The sequence below is a fragment of the Pseudomonas sp. LBUM1645 genome (genome assembly GCF_059716185.1).
Window position 1 is genome coordinate 5,779,660 of the sequence record NZ_CP166811.1, and the last position, 26,793, is coordinate 5,806,452.

A 26,793-nucleotide genomic window follows, 5' to 3' on the forward strand; every position below is an offset into this window, starting at 1 on the left:
CGATAACAAAACTAACGAGCATTTTGCCAGAGCTGAGCGTCGACCGAGAAAAATGTCAGACATTCAATCCACATCCGTTGGCTACATATCGCGTCATGGCGATTATGGCCTGCGAAACTCTCAAGCACTGAGCGGCGTCAGTCACCTGTGGCAGGATTTTTTTGCCCAGGCCCTGGCCGATCAGTCGAGTGATGTGGTGCCGGCGTGTGGCACTTTCCCACCGGTTGACCTCGAGAGCCCGGTCGAGCCGACCGTCGGCAGCGAGCTGCTGGCGCACATTGTCAGTCAGCGCGAATGCGATGTGAAGGAAACCGAAGTCAAACCGCCTGAGCCACTGTTCCTGCCGATTGCCGAGTTCGAAATGGACCTGGCCGACAAACCTTTCCCACCGTTCCCGGCACAAGAAATCGTCGCTCAACAGAAGCAACAGGACTTCGAAAGCCGCTGGGTCCGCCCGATCGTGCTCACCGCAGGTCAGCCTGTGCCGGAAGCAGGTCCGGCGCCGCAACCGCGTCCGCTGCACCTGCCGATCGCCGAATTCGAACTCGATCTGCTGGACAAGCCATTCCCGCCGTTCTCGCCCGAAGAGCTGGTGGAGCAACAGAAACAACTCGATTTCGATAACGGCTGGGCTCGCCCGATCGTCCTGCAGAACCTGCGCATCGCCGCCTGATCTTCAATAACAGGCCTTCAGCGACACACCCACCACGGCCCGACATCCACATGAAAGTGATTGCGATGGGCGGCGTTGTAGTCCGGACTCAAGACCACACTGAACATGTCGCAGGCGCCATCGCGGACCTGACGTAAAAACCGTGCGTCCTGATTATCCTTCGGCCAATCCTTGAGCACGTTGATGGATCGGCCATCAGCCAAACGAAAACCGGCGATATCCAGCGCATCGGCGCTGGCATGCTGGCTGCGTCTGCCGTTTTCGCGGCTGTAGACGTTGCGACAGGCAAAGCTGCCGAGATGGTCGACACGCGTTACCGCTTGGCCGTACACCGCTTGTGCGGCGGGTTGCAGGGCGTGGTGTTCGAACAGGGCGAACGACACCGCCAGGCGGCAACTGGCGAGGAAACTGCTGCTCAGCGCCACCTCGCCGCCTTGCACACGCAAAGTGTTGATCAACGGGCACGTCGCGTCGGGGCTGTCGGCCTGATGGGTTACGCGCAATCCAGAGCTGCTCAGGGCTTGATCGCACAACTGCGGATCATCGCGCAGGCGCATCAGTTTGTAGCGGGTCAGAAAATTGGGCGCGGCCTTCACGTCCAGCGGCGCCCAGGGATTCCACTGCGGCGGCAGTGAGATCCAGCCGCGCCAGACGCTCACCGCCGCCGTGCCGATGATCAACAGCATCAACAGCAGCCACCACCGAAACCGCATCGTCAGCCTTTGAACAATTTATTGGCCTGGGCGTACGGCATGGACCGCGAGGTGAACCCGAATGTGCCCGACGTCTTGATCTCTTCGGCAGCGCGGTAAAACTCGCCATACGCCGCCAGCGCCAGAGCCGAACCGACACTGATACGTTTGACGCCCATTTCGCTCAACTGCTCGACCGTCAATTTCAGTCCGCCAGACATCAACACATTCACCGGTTTCGGCGCCACCGCACGGACCACCGCCAACACATCTTCAGCACTGCGCAGACCCGGCGCGTACAGCACGTCGGCACCCGCCTCGGCAAACGCCTGCAAGCGGCGAATGGTATCGGCGAGATCAGGGTTGCCGTGCAGAAAGTTCTCCGCTCGCGCGGTCAACATAAAGGGAAACGGCAAGCTGCGAGCAGCTGCCACGGCAGCCTCGACGCGCGCGACGGCATGCTCGAAGCAGTAGATCGGCGCTTCTTCACGGCCCGTGGCATCTTCGATTGAACCGCCAACCGCACCGGCCTCTGCCGCCCGCAAAATACTCTGTGCGCATTCGGCTGGATCGTCAGCGAAGCCGTTTTCCAGGTCGACGGCGACTGGCAGATCAGTTGCCGCGACAATCGCCCGAACGTTTGCCAGGGTGTCGTCCAGCGTCAGCGCGCCATCGGGGCGGGCATTGGAAAAGGCGTATCCGGCACTGGTGGTCGCCAGCGCTTCGAAACCAAGGCTGGCGAGCATTTTCGCCGAGCCGGCGTCCCACGGGTTAGGAATGACAAAAGCGCCCTCGCGTTCATGCAGTGCTTTGAAGGCTTGGGCTCGAAGGGTTTGCGCATCCATTGGCAGGCTCCTGAAAAAGGCAGGGAATCCGCTTCAGAGCAGGCCAAGTTGCTCGGCAGCGGGCTCTCTGTATAGCTCAGGCAGCGGCGGCAGGCCAGGCAAGCGCAGCATCAGTTTTGCGTGGAAACGTTGCGCCAGTTTGGCGGCCAGCAAATTGTCGGCGGTGTGCAGGAAGATATAGGGCGTGCGGCCCTCTTCGATCCACACGGCGATTTTCTCAACCCACGGCACCAGGAACGGGTCGTTGGCCTCAAGTTGCGGATGGCCGATGAAGCGTACCTGCGGACATTGCGTGAAGGCTGCCGGGCGCGGCGGCACCCTGGGCTTTTTCGATTGGGCGTGAAGTACAGAAGGATCGGTCGATGTGCAGCTGAACAGCGCGCGAGGATCGAGGCAAATACGCTCGACACCGCGATCCAGCAGCAGGCGATTGAGCCTTCTCTCGGCATCGCCCTTGGCGAAGAACTCGTCATGCCGCACTTCAACCGCCAGAGGCCGGTCCACAGCATCAATAAAACCGGCAAGCTCCGACAGTCGCTGCGGCGTAAAGCTTTTGGACAGTTGCAGCCACAGCGGTGAAACCCGTTCGCCGAGGGGGCTGAGCAATTGCAGGAAGGTTTCGGCAGCGGTCAATTGTTCGCGCAGGTCACCGCTGTGGCTGATGTCACCGGGGAACTTGGCAGTGAAGCGAAAGTGTTCGGGCATGGTCTCGGCCCAACGCTGCACAGTGGTCGCAGCCGGGCTCGCGTAGAAGGTCGTATTGCCTTCCACGGCGTTGAAAACCTGGGAGTAGAGACTCAGAAACTCAGCGGATTTGGCGTCCGGCGGATAAAGATAATCGCGCCAGGCGTTTTCACTCCAGGACGGACAGCCAAGGAAGTAAGGCAGCAGCATCAGATGTACAGGTCGAGGCCCAGCACATCCGAATCCCAATCGACAAAACCGGCAGTGCTCAGGTAGCTGGCCAGGGCCTTCGCGACACTGCTGCTCATGGCACGGTGATAAAGCATGTCTTGTTGACGGGCAGGGAGATTGCTCAAGCGTTGCGCAGAGGCTTTGGCAGCGCGGGCAGCCATTTGCTCTTCGGATGGAATTTCCAGCTCGCCGTCGATATCGACGTAGTCGTCATCCGCCACAGGGCCTTTGCGAGGCTTGCGCTTGATGGGGTAGGACTGAGAGGGAACGCCGTCTATACGCATGAGTACATGTCCGGGATCAATGATGGCAGTTTAGTGGCGCAAAACCCGCTGCGCAAACCGCCGAGTGATAACTAGAACACAGAAAATGGAAAAGGTTTAAAAGCTGGGGTTAGAAACTGACGATTGGCTTGAGTTGGAATACTCATTGTGGCGAGGGAGCTTGCTCCCGTTGGGCTGCGAAGCGGCCCCAAATTTCATCTGGCACACCGCGCAGGTAGGTTTACGACTGCTTCGCAGCCGAACGGGAGCAAGCTCCCTCGCCACAAGATCAACGTGCTTTGGGAGTGGCGACTTTATCGCGCAGGTACACCGGCTGAGCCTCATCAGCCACGATCGCCTCGCCACGCGCCCAGGCAAAACGCGCCAGGGTCAGCAAGTCTTCAGCGTGAGGCAGCATGGCCGCATCCTGCCCGGCCAGGCTGACGGCGATCCGCTCGGCATAACCCCAGCCAGTGCCGGCGCCAAACCACTCACCGCTGGCGTCAGCCGGCAACGCGGCCACTTCCGGCGGAAGCACTGCTTCATTGCCGACCAGCCGCATCTCCCCCGCCGTTTCGCGGTAGCAACCCCAATACACTTCGTCCATCCGCGCATCGATGGCGGCAGCCACCTGGCTCACGCCATGTTCGCGATAGGCCCGCTGCGCTAGCACGGCCAGGTTCGATACTGGCAACACCGGACGATCCAGCGCAAACGCCAGCCCCTGCACCACGCCGATGGCGATCCGTACGCCGGTGAACGCACCCGGACCACGTCCGAAGGCGATGGCATCGACCGCTTGCAAAGTGGTCCCGGCATCCGCCAGCAACTGCTGAATCATCGGCAGCAACTTCTGCGCATGCAGGCGTGGGATCACCTCGTAATGACTCGTGACTTTGCCGTCATGCAGCAAGGCAACGGAGCAAGCTTCAGTCGCGGTGTCCAGGGCCAGCAAGGTGCTCATCGATGTTTCCGTAAGAGAGGTCAGAAAAAGTGCGCCAGTATAAACAACTACGGCCCGCAAGCGGGCCGTAGAAGATGAAGCGATTCAGACTTTTCAGCTCAGTGCTTCAAGCACCTTGCCAGTGATCGCTTCAACCGAGCCAACACCTTCGATGTGGCTGTACTTCGGTTTGCCCAGATCAGCGGCCAGGTTCTGGTAAAACGCTACCAGAGGCTTGGTCTGGGAATGGTAGACCGACAGGCGATGACGCACGGTTTCTTCGGTGTCGTCCTTGCGCTGCACCAGCTCTTCACCGGTGATGTCGTCTTTACCGGCGATTTTCGGCGGGTTGTAGACGGTGTGGTACACGCGGCCGCTGGCCTCGTGAACGCGGCGACCGGCGATACGCTGAACGATTTCTTCGTCGTCGACGGCGATTTCGACCACGTGATCCAGCTCCACGCCAGCTTTCACCAGGGCTTCAGCCTGAGGAATGGTGCGCGGGAAACCGTCGAACAGGAAACCGTTGGCGCAATCGGCCTGGCTGATGCGTTCCTTGACCAGATTGATGATCAGGTCATCGGAAACCAGACCACCGCTGTCCATGACGCTCTTGGCGATCAGGCCCAGCTCGGTGCCGGCCTTGACCGCGGCACGCAGCATGTCGCCGGTGGAGATTTGCGGAATGCCAAATTTTTCGGTGATGAACTTAGCCTGAGTACCTTTACCGGCCCCGGGAGCTCCCAGCAGAATGACGCGCATCGATGTGCTCCTCAATTTTTTATATAGATAACGTCAGATTCGCCTCGTGGGGCCAATCTCAAAAAAAGGGTCGTGACCGCCCAAACGGTCAAAGGCTGATCAAGATACACAGCAGGCCCGGAGCACACAAGCCGCCGAAAGTCGGAGAAACCCGCGCCTGATGTGGCCTTTCGTCGGGGTAACCCTAGTCGCAACCCCATCACTAACTGTCGCCTGGCAGCACTTTTCAACCCCTCGCCTACAGGCAACTCGACGCTCGCGCCGAGTGCCTTGCCCCACGACGAAAACCTTAGCCGGTATTACGCAAACCGGCGGCAATCCCCGCCACAGACACCAGCAGCGCCTGTTCTACCGGGCTGCCCTGCGCCACTTCCTGTTGTCGCGAACGCGCCAACAACTCAGCCTGCAATAGATGAAGAGGGTCGAGGTAAGTGTTGCGCAAGCGGATGAATTCAAGCGTGGCTGGGCTATGTGCCAGTAGCTGCGACTGACCAGTCAACCCAAGGACCACCGAGCAGGCCTGCGACAATAGGTCGCGTAAATGCGCACCCAAAGGGAGCAGATCCGGCTCGACCAAGCGCTCATCGTAAGACCGGGCGATATCGGCATCGGCCTTGGCCAACACCATTTCCAGCATATCGATGCGCGTGCGGAAGAACGGCCACTGCTCACGCATCTGCCCCAGCAGCTCGCCTTCGCCGCGCTCCAGCGCCTTGCTCAGCGCTGCTTCCCAGCCGAGCCACGCCGGCAACATCAGACGCGTCTGGGTCCAGCCGAAGATCCACGGGATCGCCCGCAGGCTTTCAATCCCGCCGGCGCGGCGCTTGGCCGGACGACTGCCCAGCGGCAAGCGTCCCAGTTCCTGCTCCGGAGTGGACTGGCGGAAATACTCAACGAATTGCGGATTTTCCCGCACGACGGCGCGATAAGCGCTGACACCGTCAGCGGCCAATTCGTCCATCAGATTGCGCCAGGCAGGCTCCGGTGGCGGCGGCGGCAACAAGGTCGCTTCCAATACCGCTGCCAGGTACAGGTTGAGGTTCTGCTCGGCGATGTCCGGCAGGCCAAATTTGAAACGAATCATTTCCCCCTGCTCGGTGGTACGGAAACGCCCCGCCACCGAACCCGGCGGCTGCGACAGAATCGCCGCGTGTGCCGGGCCGCCGCCGCGTCCCACGGTGCCACCGCGACCGTGGAACAACAGCAGTTCCACTTGCTGCTCGCGACAGATGTCGACCAAGCGCTCCTGCGCCCGATACTGCGCCCAGGCCGCCGCCGTCGTGCCGGCGTCCTTGGCCGAGTCGGAGTAGCCGATCATCACTTCCTGCGGCCCTTGCAAGCGCGCGCGATAACCCGGAAGCAGCAACAGTTTTTCGATCACCGGGCCAGCGTTGTCGAGGTCGGCAAGGGTTTCGAACAGCGGCACCACGCGCATCGGCCGCAACACGCCAGACTCTTTGAGCAGCAGTTGCACGGCCAGCACGTCGGAAGCGGCGCCGGCCATGGAGATCACATACGAACCGAGGGATGCGCCCGGTGCGGCAGCGATTTCCCGGCAGGTCGCCAACACTTCAGCGGTGTCCGCCGATGGCTTGAAGTACGCCGGCAGTAACGGCCGACGGTTGTTCAATTCACGCATCAAGAAGACGATGCGCTCTTCCTCGCTCCAGTCCTCGTAGCGCCCCAGGCCCAGGTAATCGGTGATCTCGGTCATCGCCGCGGTATGGCGCGTCGAGTCCTGACGCACATCGAGCCGCACCAGGAACAGCCCGAACGTCACCGCCCGGCGCAGGCAATCGAGCAGTGGACCATCAGCGATCACGCCCATGCCGCACTCATGCAGCGAGTGGTAGCACAGCTCCAGCGGATCGAGCAGCTCGCGGTTGTTTTGCAACACATCGGCGGGTGCCGGCGTGGTCTTCGTCAAGGCGGCGTGAGCCCAGTTACGCGTCGCGCGCAGGCGCTCACGCAGCTGTTTAAGCACCGCACGGTAAGGTTCGGCGCTGTCGCCAGCCTTGGCCTTCAAGTCGTCGCTGGCCTGCTGCATCGACAACTCGGCCGCCAGGTGATCGACATCGCGCAGGTACAAGTCCGCGGCCATCCATCGCGCCAGCAGCAAGACTTCACGGGTTACGGCAGCGGTCACGTTGGGGTTGCCGTCCCGGTCGCCGCCCATCCACGAGGCAAAGCGAATCGGTGCGGCCTCCAGCGGGAGGTGCAGGCCAGTGGCGTCATGCAGGGCTTTATCAGCCTTGCGCAAATAGTTGGGGATCGCCTGCCACAGCGAATGCTCGATCACCGCGAAGCCCCATTTGGCTTCATCCACTGGGGTTGGGCGGGTACGGCGGATTTCTTCGGTGTGCCAGGCTTCGGCGATCAGGCGCTGCAACTTGGTGTGGATCTGCTCGCGTTCGGCAGCGGTCAGGTCGCGATGGTCCTGGGCAGCCAGTTGCGCGGCAATCGCATCGTATTTCTGGATCAGCGTGCGGCGCGCCACCTCGGTCGGGTGCGCGGTGAGGACCAGTTCGATCTCCAGCCGTCCGAGTTGCCGGGCCAGGGACTCGGCGCCATGACCTTCAGCACTCAGGCGGGCGAGCAGTTCCGGCAGTACCCGCGCTTCGAACGGCGCAGGCTGTGACTCTTCGCGACGGTGAATCAGCTGATATTGCTCGGCGATATTGGCCAGGTTGAGAAACTGGTTGAACGCCCGCGCCACCGGCAGCAACTCTTCTTCGCTCAATTGGTTGAGGCTGGCGCTCAGTTCGGCGTCCATCGAACCGCGACGGTCGGCCTTGGCGCCTTTGCGGATCTGCTCGATCTTGTCGAGAAAACCGTCGCCGTACTGTTCACGAATGGTGTTGCCCAACAGTTCACCCAACAGGTGAACATCCTCGCGCAAGCGTGCATCAATATCGGTCATCAGCAGTTCTCCAGCGAAAATCCGGGTGACTTGGTGTCCATGCTCTTGGGTTAGAGAGTGCCGCTGTAAAGTGGTTCTTACAAGCGGACGACGAAGGGAATGCTATTGGGGATTGGGATTGGTGGGTGCATATCCGTTTCTGTGGTGATGGCTGCTGGCGGTTTCGCTTTTACAGCGAGTCACTTTCGAAAAGCGCGAAAGTAACCAAAGCGCTTCTGCCCCGCCATTCGGTGCCTCGCCTAGGCTCGGCATGCCCTCACTCCGGCATTGCTCCGGGGGCCCGCCGCCATCGGCCATCCATGGCCGGGGGCGGCTACCGCGGCATCCTTGCCGCGGTGCCCCCTGCGCAATACCTGCGTTCGGCCTCTGGGAAAGGGGCGGCAGATCTGAAGCAACAGCCACAGCCAGATCAAAAGATCGCAGCCTCGTTTCACTCGACAGCTCCTACAGGGGGGGCGGGGGTGTACGCACGCTTCTCACCACTCAACAGGCCGAGCGTTAGCTCGCCTGCAGCTCTTGATCTTGATGCACCGCCGCCTCGAGAGGCCGAGTGGAGGTTCTGCGCAGTGGGCAACCCGGCATGGATGCCGGGTTAGCCGCCCCCGGCCATGGATGGCCGATGGCGGCGGGCCCACGGAGCAGGACCGGAGCGAGGGCATGCCGAGCCTAGGCGAGGCACCGAACGAAAGTGGCAAAAGCGCTTTGGTTACTTTCGCGCTTTTCGAAAGTGACTCGCTGTAAAAGCGAAACCGTAATCAGCCATCACCGCAAAAACGGATATACACCCAATCCCCCCAACGGCATTAGACGACGAAGGGACTTTAAACCTTGGGCGTTAAAGCTAGTCTGAAGAGTAAGCCTTACAACGGCTGCCGCCGGCGATTGCCGGACACTGACACTGCCTGCCACGAGCAGGTGCGCATTGAGGTCACTATGAAAATCCGCGAACTTGCCCATCACTGGGAAGAAAACGCCAAGGGTCGTCTGACCGATACCGGATACTCGATTCATCTGGATGTGGAGGCCGCCGCACGGCTGGCGGCCATTATCGAAATGTACCCCAAACGACACCCCGAAGAACTGCTCGGCGAACTGATCGGCGCCGCCCTGGAAGAGCTCGAAAAAAGCTTCCCGTACGTAAAGGGCTCGACGGTTGTGGCCACCGACGAAGAAGGTGATCCGCTGTACGAAGACGTCGGTCCGACTCCGCGTTTTCTCGCATTATCCCGTCGTCACTTGCACGATTTGTCGGCCGTCGACGACAAACAGAAACACTGATTACCGCACTTCTTTCCCCCTCCCAAAATGCGTATTCCTGGCCCCCTGCAGGGCCGGGAATACGGCTGCTTGCGGTAAGAATTCCCGGTTTAGAGCCTTGTCCGCTCGGTCAAAGTTTTTCGGGCAATGGGCCATATTCTCTGAACTTTTGAAAAACGCCTCGGGTCACACCCATTAACCACGCCTGGGACGGCCGTTTTAAAACACCCCCGGAAATTGAAGGTTGCGGCTCCTTGCCCAGGATGGATTTTTTAGTTTTTCAGGAGTTATTCCAATGGAGTTGAAGACCATGAAAACCCGAACTGCCAAATCCTCGTTCCCCCCTCTGCGTAGCCTCAAACTGGCTGCACTGGCAATCGGCAGCAGCTTCGTTCTGGCCGGTTGTGCCGGTAACCCGCCAAGCGAGCAATTCGCCGTGACGGAATCAGCGGTCAACAGCGCCGTCAGTGCCGGCGGTACCGAATTCGCGGCAGTGGAAATGAAATCCGCGCAGGACAAGCTCAAACAAGCCGAAATCGCCATGCACGACAAGAAGTACGCCGAAGCCAAGGTCCTGGCCGAACAGGCCGAGTGGGACGCTCGCGTGGCTGAGCGCAAGGCCCAGGCGATCAAAGCTGAACAGGCTGTGAAGGACTCTCAGAAAGGTGTTCAAGAACTGCGTCAGGAAAGCCAGCGCACCGTGCAGTAAGCGGCGCGGCACGACGTACTTCTTACTCGACTAAAAGGACGAAACCACCATGCGTAAACAATTGATGATCCCTGCCCTGCTGGCCGCAAGCGTTGCACTGGCTGCCTGCTCCACACCGCCCAACGCGAACCTGGAACAGGCCCGCACCAACTACACCGGCCTGCAAACCAACCCGCAAGCCAGCAAAGTCGCGGCGCTGGAAACCAAAGAAGCCAGCGATTACCTGGACAAGGCTGACAAGGCTTACCAGGACAAAGAGGACCAGGCCAAGGTCGATCAACTGGCTTACCTGACCAATCAACGGGTTGAAGTGGCGAAGCAGACCATCGCCCTGCGCAACGCCGAAGCCAATCTGAAAGATGCCTCTGCGCAACGTGCCCAGGCTCGTCTGGACGCACGCGACGCGCAGATCAAGCAATTGCAGAACAGCCTGAATGCCAAGCAAACCGATCGCGGCACGCTGGTGACGTTCGGTGATGTGTTGTTTGCCACCAACAAGGCCGAGCTGAAATCCAGCGGCCTGGTGAATATCAACAAACTGGCCCAGTTCCTTCAGGAAAACCCGGACCGTAAAGTGATTATCGAAGGCTACACCGACAGCACGGGTGCGCCGAACTACAACCAGTCGCTGTCGGAACGCCGTGCGACTTCCGTGCAGGTGGCTCTGATCAAGATGGGTGTCGATCCAGCGCGCATCGTGGCGCAGGGTTACGGCAAGGAATACCCGGTTGCGGAAAACACCAGCACTTCGGGTCGTGCGATGAACCGTCGGGTGGAAGTGACCATTTCCAACGACAACCAGCCGGTGATCCCGCGTTCGGCAGTCAGCTCGAACTAAGTATCGTCTGCTGAAACACAAAAGCCCCGCCTGAGTCGATCAGGCGGGGCTTTTGTTTTTAAGATCAAAAGATCGCAGCCTCGTTTCACTCGACAGCTCCTACATAAGAACGCGGTCTATGTAGGAGCTGTCGAGTGAAACGAGGCTGCGATCTTTTCGGGCGCGCTACGGTTGCAGCTTCTGCGGGGTTTCCTCACCCATGCAGCGCACGGCTTTTTTCTTGTTGTTGACCAATACGCCGCTCAGGCCTTTCTGTTCGGTGTCGAACATCACCAGCACGCCATCGATGCATTGCGCGACTTGCGGGGCCGGTTCCAGGGAGACTTTGTAATCTTCGCCCGGCACAGTCTTGAGCATGGTGAAGTCGCTGAGCAGCAGCGCATCTTCGGGTTTGGCGAAGTGCAGGTAACCGTAGAACCACAGGGCTCCGACGGTGCCGAGGATGCTGCAGATACCGGTGATGATCAGCGGGATGGCGTTACGTTCTTCACTCATTGCGGACTCTCTGGTGGTTCATCTTCAGAATTTTTCGGCGCCGGGTAATTCGGGACTTCGCCCAGGCGGCGCAGACCGTTGAAATGCTGCGGGTCGTCGAGAAAGCGCAGCATGACTTTGCGCCAGACCGGGTCGGCAAACGTCTGCACATGACCGCCACGGGTCAGTTGCAGCACTCGCGGCGGCGGCGCAGCTTGATACAGACGGATGCCGTTGGAAAGGGGCACGATCGGATCGTCGATGCTGTGGTAGATCAGTTTCGGCACGCCATTGAGCTGCGCCATGGAATGGATCGCGCTGTCGCCGTCCGGCACCAGCCAGGACAGCGGCACCTGAACCGCCCAGGTCAGCCAGGAATGGCTCAGGGCAAATTGACCGATACTGCGGTAACTGGCGGGCACGCCGTCGAGGACGAAGGCCTTGAGTTGTTTTTGGCGTTCAGGGTGTTGAACCAAGTAATGCACGGCCATCGAACCGCCGAGGCTTTGCCCCAGGAGGATCAGCGGCTTGCCCTTGACCTCCGGCGCCTGATCCAGCCATTTGAATGCGGCGTCGATGTCCTGGTAGATCTCCGGCAGCGTCGGTTCACCCTCGGACAATCCATAACCGCGATAGTCCAGCAGCAGCACTTGATACCCTTCTTTCGGTAACCACCAGCTCCCCCCAAGATGCATGGGCAGGTTGCCGCCGTTACCGTGCAAATGCAGCACCGTGCCCTTGACCTCGACACCTTGTTTGGCCGGCAACCACCAGCCGTGCAGCTTGAGGCCGTCGGCGGTGGTGAGGGTGACGTCGCGGTATTCGAGTTGGGCTTTTTCCGGGGTAAACAGCTGGCCGGGCTCGGGGTAGAACAACAGCGAGCTGCAGCCGCTCAAGGTCAGGAGAAGGCAGAAGAAGCCGAGGATTCTCATCCGATGAAACCTCGCAAGAAATGGAGTTGGAACACAATCCTGTGGGAAATGAATTACCTGTGGGAGCGAGCTTGCTCGCGATAGCGGTGGATCAGCCAACATCTACGTTGAATGTTAAGCCGCCATCGCGAGCAAGCTCGCTCCCACAGGGATATCGCTGTTCTTAGAGGATATTGGAGTAATCCGCTTCGATCCGGTCCAAGCTCAGGTGATTGAGGAAGTTGGAGAAGCACATCCACGCCGACAGCGCGTTCAGGTCACGGAACTGATCCGGCAAATACTTCGGTGGCACCACCAACCCTTCATCCACCAACTGGCGCAACGTCCGCATGTCTTCCAGCGTGGTCTTGCCGCAAAACAGCAGCGGTATCTGCTCAAGCTTGCCCTTACGCACGGCCAACTGAATGTAGTTGTAAACCATGATAAAGCCCTTGAGGTAGGACAAGTCTTTGGTAAATGGCAGACCTGTCGGCACCGAGCCGCGGAAAACCCGACTGGCGTTGCCGTAGCTTTCCGCCATTTCAAAACCTTGCTCGCGGAAGAACTCGAAGATCTGCAGGAAGTCCGCGCCCTCTTCCACCATGTGAATGGCGCGGGTGCGGTTGGTCAGTTTGCGCAGGCGACTCGGGTACGAGGCGAAAGTGATGATTTCCATCAGGATCGCCAGGCCTTCCTGAGTCACCGTCGACGACGGCGGGCCTTTGGAGAGGAAGGTGCAGATCGGCTGGTTCAGGCCATTGAGCGTGGTTCCCACATGCACCAGCCCTTCATGGACTTCCAGAGCGCGCACGTCACGGTCGTTGAACATCGCGTCGGCGCGGATCTTGATGTAATCGGCGCCAGCCGCCGCATCGGCGACGATCCCGTCGGACTCGAATACGCGAATGGTTTCCTCGGCCTCGCCGAATACCTTGTTCAAGCGGGTTTGCAGCAGGTGGACGGCTTCCTTGGCGTTGAGGATTTTCGGTTCGTCCTTCAGGTCGCCACGGCCATCAATATTGTTCAGGTAATCCGAGAGCATCAGGCCCAGGTCGGAAAGGGTCGGATCGCCGGCGTGGAACGCGTCGGAAGCGGCACCGTAAAGCTCCTGTGAAATCAGCCCGAAATCCTCGGTACCGCGCGCTTCGAGCATGCGCACCACCATGCGGTATTCCTTGCACATGCGGCGCATGATCTGGCCAACCGGGTTGAACTGTCCGAGCTGACGGGTGATGTCGCGCTCGATGTTCTGGAATTCCAGTTTCACCTTGCTGGAGTCGAACGCCAGCGGTCGGTTCAGGTAGTAATCGCGGTCCACCGCTGGCATTTCCTTGCCCTTGGCCTTGAGGAAACCCTTGCGGATGTTGTCGTCCCACTTGACTGCATCGAGGACGCGAATCGGCGTCTGCGCCAGCACAATGCGATCGGACAACATGCGTATCGTCTGCTGGTAATCGTCCACCCGAAACTCCTGTAGAAAAACCGTTTACGTGCTGGGTTTATTTGGCTTTGGCCAGGCGCTGATAGCGCACGGCCTCGACGAACACATCGGAATTGGCCGGGTCGTCCAGGTAAACGAAGACCTGGTCCAGATTGTTGTTGATCAACACACCGTCGCCGTCGTCGGTCTGGAAGCCTTCGCCGCTGAGGACTTTTTGCCTCAGGGCCTGGTTGATCTGCTCGAGGTCGAGGTTATAGACCACCAGCTCATGCTTATCGGTGAGTTCAAAACCCAAGAGAGTGAAATGCCCACCGAATTGCGCCGGCACCTTGGCCGACAGGTACCAGCGACTGCCATGGCGGGTCACCGTGAAGGGATAGGCTTCGCGCTCCTTGGGTTTAGCCTTGAAGTAGCTGACAGCCTGATAGTGATTGTCGCCCAGGCGCGTCAGCTCCAGATTCAGCGGCTCGCCCCAGGCGTTGGTGCTGGTCCATTTGCCGAGCAACCCTTTAGGCGCGGGCTCGCTCGAGGGCAGCGGCTCCTTGAAGGTCACCAGACAGCCGCTGAGCAGCAGGAACGACAAGGCGATCACAACGACACGCCAGGCTTTCATTCAACACTCCCTATCGATACACCGCGATCTCAAACCGACCCCGGACCCTGTGGGAGCGAGCTTGCTCGCGATAGCGGAGTGTCAGGCGACATCTATGTCGAATGTTAAACCGTCATCGCGAGCAAGCTCGCTCCCACAGGGGTGTGGGTTCCTTCAGGGTTACACCGACGCCAATACCAGGTGCATGTAGCGGGTCAGGATACCGAGCATTTCGGCTTCGGCGACAGGCTCGGCGTCGTTGAGCAGGCCCTGATATTCCATCCGTCCGATAATCGCCGTCAACACTTTGGCATCCTGTTGTGGCTCGCGGGAACCCAATACCTCGAAAAAATGGCAGGTGCCTTGCAGAAGAATCTGCTGATGCGAGCGCACCAACTCCGCCAGACGCGGGTTCAACAGCGCCTCCTGACGGAACGCCTGCTCGGCCATCAAGTGTTCGCGACGGTTGTGCAATTGGCGCTGCACGTAATCGGCGGTCAGCCGCGCGATATCGTCAGCCAGCTGTGAACGCGACTCGGGGCTGCCATCGCCATAAGCAACCATCTCGCGCAGCAGGCCTTCGTTGCTGGCCCACAACTTGGCCATGAACGCCGCACTGCGTTCCACGTATTGAGCGAAGGTATCGGTGAGCAGGTCATCGATATCCTTGAAATAGTAAGTGGTGGCCGACAGCGGCACACCGGCCTCGGCGGCCACCGCGCGGTGACGCACGGCCCGCACGCCATCGCGCACGACAATGCGCATCGCCGCATCGAGAATATCCTGTCGACGCTGCTCACTGCCCTGTCGGCTAGCCTTGCGACCCTGGTACTGAACACTTTCAGCGACCGCAGTGGCGACGTCCGCTGCACCCTCTTGAGCAATTGCACGGTTCACGACAGGTATTCCTCTCTTACTTCAAAAGTAACCAATTGATACGTTTGTACCAGACAGGCAATAAAAAGCCGCCTGTTTTAGGCGGCTTTTTTATTGAAACACTTACGCTTGTGGCCGCATGTGCGGGAACAGGATCACGTCGCGGATCGACGGGGAGTTGGTCAGCAGCATCACCAGACGGTCGATGCCGATACCTTCACCGGCCGTTGGCGGCATGCCGTACTCCAGCGCGCGAACGAAGTCGGCGTCGTAGTGCATGGCTTCGTCGTCGCCGGCGTCCTTGTCGGCCACCTGAGCCATGAAGCGCTCGGCCTGGTCTTCCGCGTCGTTCAACTCGGAGTAGGCGTTGGCGATTTCGCGGCCACCGATGAACAGTTCAAAACGGTCGGTGACGTTCGGGTTGTCGTCGTTACGACGAGCCAGCGGCGACACTTCGAACGGGTATTGAGTGATGAAGTGCGGCTGTTCCAGCTTATGCTCGACCAGCTCTTCGAAAATCATCACCTGCAGTTTGCCCAGACCTTCGAAGCCCAGCACCTTGGCGCCGGCCTTCTTGGCGATGGCACGGGCCTTGTCGATGTCGTTCAGGTCGTCAGCGGTCAGCTCAGGGTTGTACTTGAGGATCGAGTCGAACACCGACAGACGCACGAACGGTTCGCCGAAGTGGAACACTTTGTCGCCGTAAGGCACGTCGGTGCTGCCCAGAACCAGCTGCGCCAGCTCGCGGAACAGCTCTTCGGTCAGGTCCATGTTGTCTTCGTAGTCGGCGTAAGCCTGATAGAACTCCAACATGGTGAATTCAGGGTTGTGACGAGTCGAAACGCCTTCGTTACGGAAGTTGCGGTTGATCTCGAACACTTTTTCAAAACCACCGACCACCAGACGCTTGAGGTACAGCTCCGGCGCGATGCGCAGGTACATGTCCATGTCCAGGGCGTTGTGGTGTGTTTCGAACGGCTTGGCCGCTGCACCGCCTGGAATGGTTTGCAGCATCGGTGTTTCGACTTCCAGGAAGTCTCGCTTCATCAGGAAGCTGCGGATGTGCGCGATGACTTGCGAACGAACGCGGAAAGTCTGGCGCACGTCTTCGTTGACGATCAGGTCAACGTAACGCTGACGATAACGGGATTCGGTGTCGGTCAGGCCGTGGTGCTTGTCCGGCAGCGGGCGCAGGGATTTGGTCAGCAGGCGCACGCTGGTCATTTCGACGTACAGGTCGCCCTTGCCGGAACGCGCCAGGGTGCCTTCGGCGGCGATGATGTCGCCCAGGTCCCAGGTTTTCACCGCGGCCAGGGTTTCTTCGGACAGGGTTTTACGGTTGACGTAAACCTGAATGCGACCGGACATGTCCTGGATCACCATGAACGAGCCACGGTTGAGCATGAGACGACCAGCAACCTTGACCGGGATTGCAGCCTCTGCCAGCTCTTCCTTGGTCTTGTCCGCGTACTGTTTCTGCAAGTCTTCGCAGTAGTTGTCGCGGCGGAAGTCGTTCGGGAAGGCATTGCCCTTGGCGCGCTCGGCAGCCAGCTTTTCCTTGCGCAGGGCGATCAGGGAGTTTTCTTCCTGTTGCAGGGCTTGCGGGTCGAGTTCTAGGTCGCTCATGTCTTTAAAAATTCCATCACAGGTTCGTTGCCCCCACCGGTGGCAGGGGACTTAAGGTCTTGACTGGCGGTTTACAGGCCTTGCTTCAGGCTGGCCACCAGGTATTCGTCGATGTCGCCGTCGAGCACCTTGTCGCAGTCACTGCGTTCGATGTTAGTGCGCAAATCCTTGATTCGCGACGCATCGAGCACGTAAGAGCGAATCTGGTGACCCCAGCCGATGTCCGACTTGGTGTCTTCCAGGGCTTGGGAGGCGGCGTTGCGTTTCTGCACTTCCTGCTCGTACAAGCGCGCCCGCAACATTTTCATCGCGGTGTCTTTGTTGGCGTGCTGGGAGCGTTCGTTCTGGCAGCTGACCACGGTGTTGGTCGGTACGTGGGTAATACGTACGGCCGAGTCGGTGGTGTTTACGTGCTGACCACCGGCACCAGAGGAGCGGTAGGTGTCGATGCGCAGGTCCGACGGGTTGATGTCGATTTCGATGTTGTCATCGATTTCCGGGGACACGAACACGGCCGAGAACGAGGTGTGGCGACGGTTGCCGGAGTCGAACGGGCTCTTGCGCACCAGACGGTGCACGCCGATCTCGGTGCGCAACCAGCCAAAGGCGTATTCGCCCTTGATGTGCACCGTGGCGCCCTTGATCCCGGCGACTTCACCAGCCGACAGTTCCATGATGGTGGCGTCGAAACCGCGTTTGTCGGCCCAGCGCAGGTACATGCGCAGCAGGATGTTGGCCCAGTCCTGGGCCTCGGTGCCGCCGGAGCCGGCCTGGATGTCCAGGTAGGCGTTGTTGGCGTCCATCTCACCACTGAACATGCGACGGAATTCGAGTTTTTCCAGGGACTCGCGCAGGCGCTCGACTTCGGCAGCGACGTCATCGACGGCAGCCTGGTCTTCTTCTTCGGCGGACATCAGCAGCAGGTCTTTGGCATCGGCCAGGCCTGAATGCATTTCGTCGAGGGTTTCGACGATCTGGGCCAGCAGCGATCGCTCGCGGCCCAGTTCCTGAGCGTACGACGGGTTGTTCCAGACAGACGGATCTTCAAGCTCGCGATTGACTTCAGTCAGACGCTCATGCTTTTGATCGTAGTCAAAGATACCCCCGAATAGTTTCGGAGCGCTCGGACAGGTCCTTGATACTGTTAAGGATCGGGTTGATTTCCATGGCGGGCAGCACTCGTTGGCGAACTTTTGAAAGCCGGCGAGTATAACGTAATCAGGCTGTCACGGCAGCCCGCCTGGCGGCTTTAGGGGCGAATGAATTTGGCGGCGCTGAGCACTTGTAGCAGCTGCCGAGCCCGCGAGGCTGCGTTCGGCCGCGAAGCGGTCGTAAAATCAGGCAACGCGGTCTTTCAGGAAAACCGCACTCACAGGATTGGCGAGGACTTCGTCCTCGAACGCTGCCTCGCAGGGCTCGACAGCTGCTACAGAGCGAGGTGAGTTTGCGAGTTACTCAATCCCAACCTGATTACGCCCATTGTTCTTCGCCAGATACAGCCCCTTGTCCGCCGCCGAGATCAATTGACGGCAATCGCCGCCCGGTTGCGGGGTCATGGTCGACAGGCCGATGCTGATGGTCAGGCTCGAACCTTCGGCCGGGAAAATGTGCGGGATCTTCAGCGCAGACACGGTCTGGCGGAGTTTTTCCGCGACCAGTCGCGCGCCGCCCGGCGAAGTATTGGGCAGCACCAGGGCGAATTCTTCGCCGCCGTAACGGGCCGGCAGGTCCGAAGGTCGGGCGCTGGCATCACGAATCGCCGTGGCCACTTTGCGCAGGGCTTCATCGCCTTCAAGGTGGCCGAAGCTGTCGTTGTAGGACTTGAAGTAGTCAACATCAATCATCAGCAGCGACAGTTGACTCTGGTCACGCAGCGAACGGCGCCACTCAAGCTCCAGGTATTCGTCGAAATGCCGGCGGTTCGACAGCCCGGTCAGGCCGTCTGAGTTCATCAAGCGCTGCAGCACCAGGTTGGTGTCGAGCAACTGTTGCTGGCTGACCCGCAGCGCGCGATACGCTGCGTCACGCTGCAGCAACGTCATGTAGGAGCGCGAGTGATAGCGGATGCGCGCCACCAGTTCGATGTTGTCCGGCAACTTCACCAGGTAATCATTGGCCCCGGCCGCAAACGCCGCGCTTTTGATCAGCGGGTCTTCCTTGGTCGACAGGACAATGATCGGGATGTTCTTGGTCGCCGGATGGTTGCGGTACTCGCGCACCAGGCTCAAGCCGTCAAGACCGGGCATCACCAGATCCTGGAGGATCACCGTCGGTTTGATGCGGATCGCCTGGGCGATGGCCTGGTGCGGGTCGGCGCAGAAGTGGAAGTCGATATTACTTTCGTTCGACAACCCGCGGCGCACCGCCTCGCCGATCATTGCCTGATCGTCCACCAACAACACCATGGCGGCGTTTTCGTCGGTTTTGAAGTCGTCGAGCTGTAATTCATTCATTGGCAGTCACCTGAGTACTACTTGGGCCAGATTGCTGTGAAAATTCTTCATTTGGGGAAAATCTCCAGCAATCGTGGCGCTATCTTTTCCAGTGGGCGAATCTCCACAGCGGCGTCGATGGCCGCTGCCGCCTTCGGCATGCCGTACACCGCGCTGCTGTTCTGATCCTGAGCGATGGTCAGGTAGCCCTGTTGGCGCATGAGTTTAAGCCCCTGCGCGCCATCGCGTCCCATGCCGGTGAGCAAAATACCCACGGCATCGCCGTTCCAGTAATTGGCCACGCTCTCGAAGAACACATCGATCGAGGGCCGGTAGATCTCGTTGACCGGTTCGGCGGTGTAAGCCAGCGTGCCGTTTTTCAACAAGCGAATATGGTGATTGGTGCCCGCCAGCAACACCGAGCCGGTCTGCGGAGGCTCGCCTTCCTGGGCCAGGCGCACATTCAGGCCGCTGGCGCTGCTGAGCCATTCGGCCATGCCGGCGGCGAACACTTGGTCAACATGCTGCACCAGCACGATGGCGGCCGAAAAATCTCGCGGCAACCCCTTGAGCAATACTTCCAGCGCGGCCGGCCCACCGGCCGATGAGCCAATGGCGATCAGGCGCTGGCGCGAAGCCGAACTGCGCAACGGGCTCGGGGCGGCTCGCTCCCGATTGCCCCGGTCACCGATCAGCCAACCGATGTTGATGATCTTGCGCAGTAATGGCGCCGCTGCCTCTTGGGCATTGCCAGCACCGATGGCCGGCGTATCAACCACATCCAGCGCTCCGTGGCCCATGGCCTCAAACACCCGATGCACGTTCTGCTCGCGGTCGACCGTAACGATGACAATCGCGCACGGCGTACCCGCCATGATCCGCCGGGTCGCCTCCACGCCATCCATCACGGGCATGATCAGGTCCATCAGAATCAGATCCGGCGTATTTTCAGCGCAACGCTGCACCGCCTCGGCCCCATTACTGGCGACCCAGACCACCTCGTGCGCCGGATCGAATGCCAAGGCGCGGCGCAGGGCCTCCACCGCCATGGGCATGTCGTTGACGATCGCTATTTTCATGCACGTGCTCCTCCAATGAGCTCAACCACCGCGTCAAGCAGGGCGTCGTCATGAAAACTGGCTTTGGCTAGATAATAGTCGGCTCCAGCGTCCAGTCCACGGCGACGGTCCTCTTCACGATCCTTGTACGACACCACCATAACCGGAAGGGATTGCAGGCGATTGTCCCGGCGCAACAAAGTCACCAGTTCGATGCCATCCATGCGTGGCATATCGATGTCGGTGATCAGCAGATCGAAATCCTCCGAACGCAGGGCGTTCCAGCCGTCCATACCGTCCACCGCCACCGCCACGTCGTAGCCGCGATTGAGTAGCAACTTGCGCTGCAGCTCACGCACGGTCAGCGAATCGTCGACCACCAGAATCCGTTTTCGAGCGGCTTCAACCACCTGGCTGCCTTGACGGGCAATGCGCTCAAGACGCCCGGTATTGAGCAGTTTGTCCACCGAACGCAACATGTCTTCGACGTCGACGATCAGCACCACCGAACCATCGTCGAGCAAGGCCCCGGCGGAAATGTCCTGGACCTTGCCCAGACGCTCGTCCAGCGGCAAAACGACCAACGTCCGCTCGCCGATAAACCGCTCGACCGCCACGCCGTAAATCGCCTCGCGCTCGCGAATCACCACCACTTTGAGGGTTTGCTGACTGTTCTGGCTCGCCGGACGCTGCAACAGCTGACTGGCCGCGACCAGCCCGACATGCCGGCCTTCGTGCCAGAAATGCTGACGACCTTCGACCTGGACAATGTCCGCCGGCTCCAGATCGCACATCCGTTCGATGTGGGCCAGCGGGAAGGCATACGCCTCGTCACCGACTTCCACCACCAGACTGCGCACCACCGACAGGGTCAGCGGCACTTCGAGATGGAAACGACTGCCCTCGCCCGCTGCCTGCTCCAGCACGACCGCGCCGCGCACCTGGCGGACCATGTGCTGGACCGCATCCAGACCGACGCCGCGTCCGGATACTTCTGTGACCGTGTCGCGCAGGCTGAAACCCGGCAGAAACAGGAAGGTCAGCAGCTCTTCTTCACTCAACTGCGCGGCGGTTTCGGCCGGGGACAATTGGCGTTCGATGATGCTGCGGCGGACCTTTTCCAGATCGACGCCGTTACCGTCATCGCTCAGTTCCAACACCAGCAAACCGGCCTGATGGGAAGCGCGCAAACGGATCAGGCCTTCAGCGGGTTTACCCGCCATTAGCCGTTGCTCCGGGGATTCGATGCCGTGATCCACGGCATTGCGCAGCAGGTGAGTCAGCGGCGCTTCGAGCTTCTCCAACACGTCGCGATCGACCTGGGTTTTCTCGCCCTCGATCTCCAGCCGCACCTGCTTGCCGAGGCTGCGGCCGAGGTCGCGAACCATGCGTTCTTGCCCGGCCAGCACATCGGCAAACGGCCGCATGCGGCAGGCCAGCGCGGTGTCGTACAACACTTGCGCCCGTTGACTGGCCTGCCAGGCGAACTCATCCAGTTCGGCGTTCTTTTCCATTAGCAATTGCTGAGACTCAGCCAGTAGCCGACGAGCGTCTTCGAGGGCTTCTTGTGCTTCCAGACTCAAGGCATGTTCCTTGAGGTGGACGTTGAGGTTTTCCAGGGCTCGCAGTCCGTTGTTCTGCATACGCTTGAGGCGTTGCATGGTGGCCAGGTGCGGTTTGAGCCGCAGGGTTTCCACCAGGGATTTGCTCGACAGATCAAGCAGGCTGTTCAGGCGTTCGGCCGTGACTCGCAGTACCCGCTCGCCGTTTTCGGTGGTGCGTTTGGCCTTGCGCGGCGGCTCAGCGGGTTGCAGTTCGGCGACCGGGATTGGCGCCTCGACCTTGGGCGTCGGTGGTTCGAGCTGAAGCTCCGCCATCACTGGGGCGACAGGCGCAGTGACCGGCGCAGGCGCCGCCATCGGATCCAGCAACCGCGCCATCAAGACCACATAGGCCTCGATTACCGCAGGTTCAGGGTTGTTGTCCGGCGTTGCAATGCGCATCAGCAAATCGGTGCCTTGCAACAAGGCATCGATGTGCTCGGGCCGCAAGTACAGGCGTCCTTCCTGGGCACTGACCAGGCAATCTTCCATCACATGCGCAACGCTGACCCCGGCATCGACGCCGACAATCCGCGCCGCGCCCTTGAGCGAATGCGCCGCGCGCATGCACGATTCGAGGTGATCGGCCTGGGTCGGGTCGCGCTCCAGCGCCAAAAGGCCTGCGCTCAGCACCAGCGTCTGGGCCTCGGATTCCAGACTGAACAGTTCCAGCAAAGAGGAGTCGCGCATTTGCTCGGGGGTCATGTGAGGCTCCGGGTCACGGCGGACAGCAGCTGTTCTTCATCCAGCCAACGCAGGCTGCGACCTTTGAATTGCAACACGCCACGGGTGTATTTGCCGCTGGCTTGCGTACCGGAGCGGGACGCCGCCTCGAGGATGCGTTCGTCGATGGCGTGAATCCCGTCCACTTCATCCACCGGTACCACCACCGGCCCGCCGTGGGCGGCGATGATCAGCATGCGCGGCATGACCCGCGCACCGGACGCCACGCTGCTGGCACCGTCGAGTCCGAGCAATTCCACCAGCGACAGGCACGCCACCAACGCGCCGCGCACATTCGCCACGCCGAGCAACGCCCGGGAGCGTTGGTGCGGCAAGGAATGAATCGCTTGCAGCGGCGACACTTCCACCAGACTGCGGGTGGCCAGGGCCAGCCACTCCTCGCCCAGGCGGAACATCAGCAGCGAACGGGTTTTCATCTCGCTCTCGACCGCGCTGGAGACTTGCCCGCGGTCTTCCTGCTGCAACGCGTAGCGGTCGAGCAAGCGCGTCGCCGCGGCCGAATACACCGCGCAATTGCGGCAGTGAATGTGATCGCTCAGCAGCGGGCAGGACTTGTCGCCGTGGACACCGATGCGGTTCCAGCAGTCGTCGATGGCCAGCGCATCTTCATGGGTGAGGCTAAAGGTGTCGGCGACGTTCATCGTTTACGCTCACTGTCAGCGGCGCGCTCGCTGCGGGCTGCGCGGTCTTGCAATCGTCTGGCTCCCGCCGTGTCGCCCAAGGATTGCAGCAACGCCGCCAGGTGCATCAACGCGTCGGGATGTTGCGGGTCGAGGTACAAGGCCTTGCGATAAAAACCCTGAGCTTCAAGGACTCTGCCGGCGACATCGCTGAGCAGGCCCAGCCAGTAAAAGACCTGGGCCACTGGCTCGTGACTGCGCAAATAGCTATCGCACGCGGCGCGGGCCTCGGCACTTTTGCCTTCGTTGGCCAGCGCGGCGATGTTCGCCAGCAGCGCGGCGGTGTCCGGGTTGGCGACTTTCGTCACGACAGGTAGCGGCGCCACCGTTGCGAAGGGCCGGTTGCGAACGGGCGGCGGTGCCACGCTGCGCACCGGTTGGCGCACGGGCAGAGGCGTCGGAACGAACGTCGCAATGGGCGCAGGCTCTGGTGCGCTCTGACGACTGAACGCAAAGGATTGCGGGATGCCGATCGAACGCATGCCAAAACGGCCGAGCAAACTGCCCTCGGCCGGGCCGATAAACAGCACGCCATCCACATGGGTCAGACGCTTGAGCACTTCGAACACTTGCTGCTGGGTCGGCTGATCGAAATAGATCAGCAGGTTGCGGCAAAACACAAAGTCATAGGGTGGCTCGTTGGCCAGCAACGTCGGATCCAGCAGATTGCCGACCTGCAAACGCACTTGTTCGAGCACTCGCCCACTGAGGCGATAGCCCTCCTCGCCTTCGGCGGTGAAATGCCGGTCGCGAAAGGCGATGTCCTGGCCACGAAACGAATTCTTGCCGTACAGCGCGCGCCGGGCTTTTTCCACCGACAACGGACTGACGTCCATGCCTTCGACCTTGAACTGGTGCGGCTGTAACCCCGCATCGAGCAACGCCATGGCGATGGAATACGGTTCTTCACCGGTGGAACACGGCAGGCTGAGAATCCGCAGCGCGCGCATATTGTTGATGTCGCTCAGGCGTTTGGCGGCCAGTTTCGCCAATGTGGCGAAGGATTCCGGGTAACGGAAAAACCAGGTCTCGGGGACAATCACCGCTTCGATCAGCGCCTGCTGCTCGTCCTGCGAACCCTGCAAGGTGTGCCAGTACTCATCGGCCGTCAGCGCTTTGGATGCCATGCTGCGCTGGCGCACCGCGCGCTCGATGATCGCCGGGCCCACCGACGTCACGTCGAGACCGATGCGCTCTTTCAGGAAATCGAAAAACCGCTGATCGCTGCTCATGGCCGCTCCTCAAGCAGTGCCAGGTTCAGAGGCTGCGACGGAAACAGCAACTCGCGAACCTGATCGTCGAGTAAGTCGGCGACCCGCACCCATTGCAGCAAACCCTGGGCATCTTCACGCACCGGCCCGAGGTACGGCGCCTGACGATTGTCCAGGCCATAGGGCTGAAAATCCGCCGGGTTGCAGCGCAAGGTGTCGGTGGCCTGTTCCAGAATCAGCCCGAGCAATTGCGCCTCAGCGAACTCATCCGGACGGTAATTGACCAGCACCAAGCGCGTGCTGGTGCGGGCCTGGGCCGGTTGGCCGAACGTCAGCGCACTGAGGTCGATCACCGGCACCACCGCGCCGCGGTAGGCGAACACCCCGGCCACCCAGTCCGGCGCGCGGGGAATCGGCTTCAACGGCAGGCGCGGCAGCACTTCCGCCACCTCGATGGCCTGCAAGGCATAGCGCTCGTTGCCGATGCGAAACACCAGAAACAATGATTGCAGCGCCGGCTTCACGGCGGTGCGCTTGGCCGTGGGTTCGCTCATCAGACTTTGAATCGCGAAACGCCACTACGAAGCCCTACGGCCACCTGGCTCAGTTCGTCGATGGCGAAACTGGCCTGGCGCAGGGACTCGACGGTCTGGCTGCTGGCATCGCCCAACTGCACCAGCGCGTGGTTGATCTGCTCCGCGCCCGTGGCCTGGGCCTGCATGCCTTCGTTGACCATCAACACCCGCGGCGCCAGCGCCTGGACCTGATGGATGATCTGCGACAACTGCTCGCCGATTTGCTGCACCTCGGACATGCCGCGGCGCACTTCTTCAGAGAACTTGTCCATGCCCATCACCCCGGCCGACACCGCCGACTGGATCTCGCGCACCATCTGCTCGATGTCGTACGTGGCGACGGCGGTCTGGTCCGCCAGACGCCGCACTTCGGTGGCGACCACGGCAAAACCGCGGCCGTATTCACCGGCCTTTTCGGCCTCGATGGCCGCGTTGAGCGACAGCAGATTGGTCTGGTCGGCGACTTTGACGATGGTCACCACCACTTGATTGATGTTGCCGGCCTTCTCATTGAGGATCGCCAGTTTGGCGTTGACCAGATCGGCTGCGCCCATCACCGAGTGCATGGTCTCTTCCATCCGTGCCAGGCCTTGCTGCCCGGAACCGGCGAGCACCGAGGCCTGATCGGCGGCGGTGGAGACTTCAATCATCGTGCGCACCAGATCCCGCGAAGTGGCCGCAATCTCACGGGACGTCGCGCCGATTTCGGTGGTGGTGGCAGCGGTTTCGGTGGCGGTCGCTTGCTGTTGCTTGGAGGTGGCTGCGATCTCGGTCACCGAGGTGGTGACCTGCACCGAGGAACGCTGGGCCTGGGACACCAGGGACGTCAGCTCGGTCATCATGTCGTTGAAGCCGGTTTCCACGGCGCCGAATTCGTCCTTGCGCGCCAGGTTCAGACGACTGCTGAGATCGCCAGTACGCATTATTTCGAGGATCTGCACTATGCGGTTCATCGGCGCCATGATCGCGCGCATCAACAAAAGACCACACAACCCGGCACAAATGACGGCGACCAGCAACGAAACGCCCATGATCAGCTTCGCCACTGCTACCGATGAAATGATCGTGTCAGTGGCCGCCTCTGTCGCCTCCTTGTTGAATTCAATGAGTTCGTCAAGCTGTTTGCGGCCGGCAGCCCATGCCGGGGTCAGCTCTTCGGTGAATAGGCGGCGGGCCTGTTCGAAGTCCTTATGCTGGTAGGCATCGACTACCTCTTCGAGCAGCTTGTCATATTGCTCGTGCAGCTTTTCAAACGCCTCGAACCTTGCCTGATCATCTTTCTCGAAGACGGTACTCCGGTAGCTGGACATCGAGCGTTGCAGCCTTTCCTCAATACCCTTGTACAGATCCTTGTCATCCTGGGTCATGACTCGACCGCCACCCAGCCCGATCAGTTGCTGGGTCAGCACGTAATCATCGACCCAGGCACCGCGAATCAGGGAACTGTAGTGAATCCCGGGAACACTGTCCGTGCGCACAACGTTCTCACTGGACTCAATCGACAGTAAACGGGAATACGACACAACGACCATCAGCAACATGATGGCGATAATCACCGCAAAGCTCGCCAAGATGCGTTGGCGCAACGTCCAGTTCTTCACAGTCAGTCCTCGGGGGGCATTTCAAATGCTGCGGAGTATAGCCGAGGGCGAGGTTGCATCTATAAAGGGTTGCGCGCCACTTCTCATCCCCGGCAAAAACAGCCGTAATTGGCCTTGAGGGTGGCATGTGGCGCGACTGAAGGCGGCCTGAAGG

Annotated in this window: 24 protein-coding genes and 2 pseudogenes; 4 read left to right on the forward strand and 22 right to left on the reverse strand. The window is 60.4% G+C overall.

The window, feature by feature from the left end; translation table 11 throughout:
• The first annotated feature begins 52 nt into the window (after window positions 1-52).
• Window positions 53-673 (forward strand): energy transducer TonB, encoded by a 621-nt coding sequence (locus ACA079_RS26235; protein ID WP_497701462.1) that lies wholly within the window; start codon window positions 53-55, stop codon window positions 671-673.
• Between the two features lie 17 nt (window positions 674-690).
• Here the strand turns inward: ACA079_RS26235 and ACA079_RS26240 are convergent, their stop codons facing one another.
• The 7 genes from ACA079_RS26240 to ppc all read right to left on the reverse strand — a co-directional run bounded on the left by ACA079_RS26240 (window position 691) and on the right by ppc (window position 8,013).
• Window positions 691-1,386, reverse strand: a complete 696-nt coding sequence (locus tag ACA079_RS26240) for an extensin-like domain-containing protein (protein ID WP_497701463.1) — start codon at window positions 1,384-1,386, stop codon at window positions 691-693.
• A 2-nt stretch (window positions 1,387-1,388) separates the two neighbouring features.
• Window positions 1,389-2,210: an isocitrate lyase/PEP mutase family protein gene (locus ACA079_RS26245; protein ID WP_497701464.1), complete on the reverse strand. Its 822-nt coding sequence runs from the start codon at window positions 2,208-2,210 to the stop codon at window positions 1,389-1,391.
• Window positions 2,211-2,243: 33 nt separating this feature from the next.
• Window positions 2,244-3,104 (reverse strand): DUF72 domain-containing protein, encoded by an 861-nt coding sequence (locus ACA079_RS26250; protein WP_497701465.1) that lies wholly within the window; start codon window positions 3,102-3,104, stop codon window positions 2,244-2,246.
• On the reverse strand, window positions 3,104-3,409 hold the full coding sequence (locus tag ACA079_RS26255) for a hypothetical protein (RefSeq protein WP_008156859.1): 306 nt from the start codon (window positions 3,407-3,409) through the stop codon (window positions 3,104-3,106). The genes ACA079_RS26250 and ACA079_RS26255 overlap by 1 nt, the downstream gene beginning before the upstream one ends.
• Before the next feature lie 268 nt (window positions 3,410-3,677).
• Window positions 3,678-4,352 (reverse strand): tRNA (adenosine(37)-N6)-threonylcarbamoyltransferase complex dimerization subunit type 1 TsaB, encoded by a 675-nt coding sequence (gene tsaB / locus ACA079_RS26260; protein ID WP_497701466.1) that lies wholly within the window; start codon window positions 4,350-4,352, stop codon window positions 3,678-3,680.
• A 93-nt stretch (window positions 4,353-4,445) separates the two neighbouring features.
• A complete protein-coding gene (gene adk / locus ACA079_RS26265) occupies window positions 4,446-5,093 on the reverse strand; it encodes an adenylate kinase (RefSeq protein WP_497701467.1) in 648 nt (215 codons plus the stop codon).
• Window positions 5,094-5,382: 289 nt separating this feature from the next.
• Window positions 5,383-8,013 (reverse strand): phosphoenolpyruvate carboxylase, encoded by a 2,631-nt coding sequence (gene ppc, locus ACA079_RS26270; RefSeq protein WP_497701468.1) that lies wholly within the window; start codon window positions 8,011-8,013, stop codon window positions 5,383-5,385.
• A gap of 933 nt (window positions 8,014-8,946) precedes the next feature.
• On the opposite strand from ppc, the gene ACA079_RS26275 reads away from it, so the two are divergent.
• The 3 genes from ACA079_RS26275 to lptF all read left to right on the forward strand — a co-directional run bounded on the left by ACA079_RS26275 (window position 8,947) and on the right by lptF (window position 10,817).
• Complete coding sequence (locus ACA079_RS26275; RefSeq protein WP_415759296.1) at window positions 8,947-9,291, forward strand: pilin assembly protein; 345 nt, start codon at window positions 8,947-8,949, stop codon at window positions 9,289-9,291.
• Window positions 9,292-9,565: 274 nt separating this feature from the next.
• Window positions 9,566-9,979 carry a DUF4398 domain-containing protein gene (locus ACA079_RS26280; RefSeq protein WP_415771159.1) on the forward strand — a complete coding sequence of 138 codons (414 nt, stop codon included), beginning with the start codon at window positions 9,566-9,568 and terminating at the stop codon, window positions 9,977-9,979.
• 49 nt (window positions 9,980-10,028) lie between these two features.
• On the forward strand, window positions 10,029-10,817 hold the full coding sequence (lptF, locus tag ACA079_RS26285; RefSeq protein WP_497701469.1) for a lipotoxin F family OmpA-related lipoprotein LptF: 789 nt from the start codon (window positions 10,029-10,031) through the stop codon (window positions 10,815-10,817).
• A 165-nt stretch (window positions 10,818-10,982) separates the two neighbouring features.
• On the opposite strand, the gene ACA079_RS26290 is transcribed toward lptF, so the two are convergent.
• From ACA079_RS26290 to ACA079_RS26360, 15 genes and pseudogenes are all read right to left on the reverse strand, one after another.
• On the reverse strand, window positions 10,983-11,312 hold the full coding sequence (locus tag ACA079_RS26290; protein WP_033056344.1) for a PA3694 family proteiin: 330 nt from the start codon (window positions 11,310-11,312) through the stop codon (window positions 10,983-10,985).
• Window positions 11,309-12,223 (reverse strand): alpha/beta hydrolase, encoded by a 915-nt coding sequence (locus ACA079_RS26295; protein WP_497701470.1) that lies wholly within the window; start codon window positions 12,221-12,223, stop codon window positions 11,309-11,311. The genes ACA079_RS26290 and ACA079_RS26295 overlap by 4 nt, the downstream gene beginning before the upstream one ends.
• Before the next feature lie 163 nt (window positions 12,224-12,386).
• Window positions 12,387-13,637, reverse strand: a complete 1,251-nt coding sequence (locus ACA079_RS26300) for a flavohemoglobin expression-modulating QEGLA motif protein (protein WP_497704383.1) — start codon at window positions 13,635-13,637, stop codon at window positions 12,387-12,389.
• Between the two features lie 64 nt (window positions 13,638-13,701).
• On the reverse strand, window positions 13,702-14,256 hold the full coding sequence (locus ACA079_RS26305) for a hypothetical protein (RefSeq protein ID WP_497701471.1): 555 nt from the start codon (window positions 14,254-14,256) through the stop codon (window positions 13,702-13,704).
• Between the two features lie 159 nt (window positions 14,257-14,415).
• Window positions 14,416-15,132: a TetR/AcrR family transcriptional regulator gene (locus ACA079_RS26310; protein WP_046048164.1), complete on the reverse strand. Its 717-nt coding sequence runs from the start codon at window positions 15,130-15,132 to the stop codon at window positions 14,416-14,418.
• A gap of 102 nt (window positions 15,133-15,234) precedes the next feature.
• Complete coding sequence (lysS, locus tag ACA079_RS26315; RefSeq protein WP_415771169.1) at window positions 15,235-16,737, reverse strand: lysine--tRNA ligase; 1,503 nt, start codon at window positions 16,735-16,737, stop codon at window positions 15,235-15,237.
• Between the two features lie 71 nt (window positions 16,738-16,808).
• Window positions 16,809-17,904, reverse strand: a protein-coding gene (gene prfB / locus ACA079_RS26320) for a peptide chain release factor 2 (protein WP_095920368.1) whose coding sequence is annotated in 2 segments (ribosomal slippage) — window positions 16,809-17,831 and window positions 17,833-17,904 — 1,095 coding nt in all. Because the reading frame shifts where the segments join, the coding sequence is not laid out codon by codon here.
• Window positions 17,905-18,188: 284 nt separating this feature from the next.
• Entirely contained in the window at window positions 18,189-19,190 is a 1,002-nt protein-coding gene (locus ACA079_RS26325; protein WP_497701472.1) for a diguanylate cyclase domain-containing protein, read from the reverse strand.
• Between the two features lie 47 nt (window positions 19,191-19,237).
• Window positions 19,238-20,248, reverse strand: a complete 1,011-nt coding sequence (locus ACA079_RS26330) for a chemotaxis response regulator protein-glutamate methylesterase (protein ID WP_497701473.1) — start codon at window positions 20,246-20,248, stop codon at window positions 19,238-19,240.
• Complete coding sequence (locus ACA079_RS26335; protein ID WP_497701474.1) at window positions 20,245-22,533, reverse strand: hybrid sensor histidine kinase/response regulator; 2,289 nt, start codon at window positions 22,531-22,533, stop codon at window positions 20,245-20,247. The genes ACA079_RS26330 and ACA079_RS26335 overlap by 4 nt, the downstream gene beginning before the upstream one ends.
• Window positions 22,530-23,213, reverse strand: a complete 684-nt coding sequence (locus ACA079_RS26340; RefSeq protein ID WP_497701475.1) for a chemotaxis protein CheW — start codon at window positions 23,211-23,213, stop codon at window positions 22,530-22,532. The genes ACA079_RS26335 and ACA079_RS26340 overlap by 4 nt, the downstream gene beginning before the upstream one ends.
• Window positions 23,210-24,484, reverse strand: coding sequence for a CheR family methyltransferase (locus ACA079_RS26345; RefSeq protein WP_497701476.1), 1,275 nt, complete (start codon window positions 24,482-24,484; stop codon window positions 23,210-23,212). Before ACA079_RS26345 ends, ACA079_RS26340 begins: the two co-directional genes overlap by 4 nt.
• Window positions 24,481-25,017 carry a chemotaxis protein CheW gene (locus tag ACA079_RS26350; RefSeq protein WP_497701477.1) on the reverse strand — a complete coding sequence of 179 codons (537 nt, stop codon included), beginning with the start codon at window positions 25,015-25,017 and terminating at the stop codon, window positions 24,481-24,483. The genes ACA079_RS26345 and ACA079_RS26350 overlap by 4 nt, the downstream gene beginning before the upstream one ends.
• A pseudogene (locus ACA079_RS26355) lies at window positions 25,017-26,090 on the reverse strand (methyl-accepting chemotaxis protein); the annotation flags it as partial. The pseudogene ACA079_RS26355 and the gene ACA079_RS26350, both read right to left, overlap by 1 nt.
• 75 nt (window positions 26,091-26,165) lie before the next feature.
• Window positions 26,166-26,579, reverse strand: a pseudogene (locus ACA079_RS26360) (MCP four helix bundle domain-containing protein); the annotation flags it as partial.
• Between the last annotated feature and the right edge of the window lie 214 nt (window positions 26,580-26,793).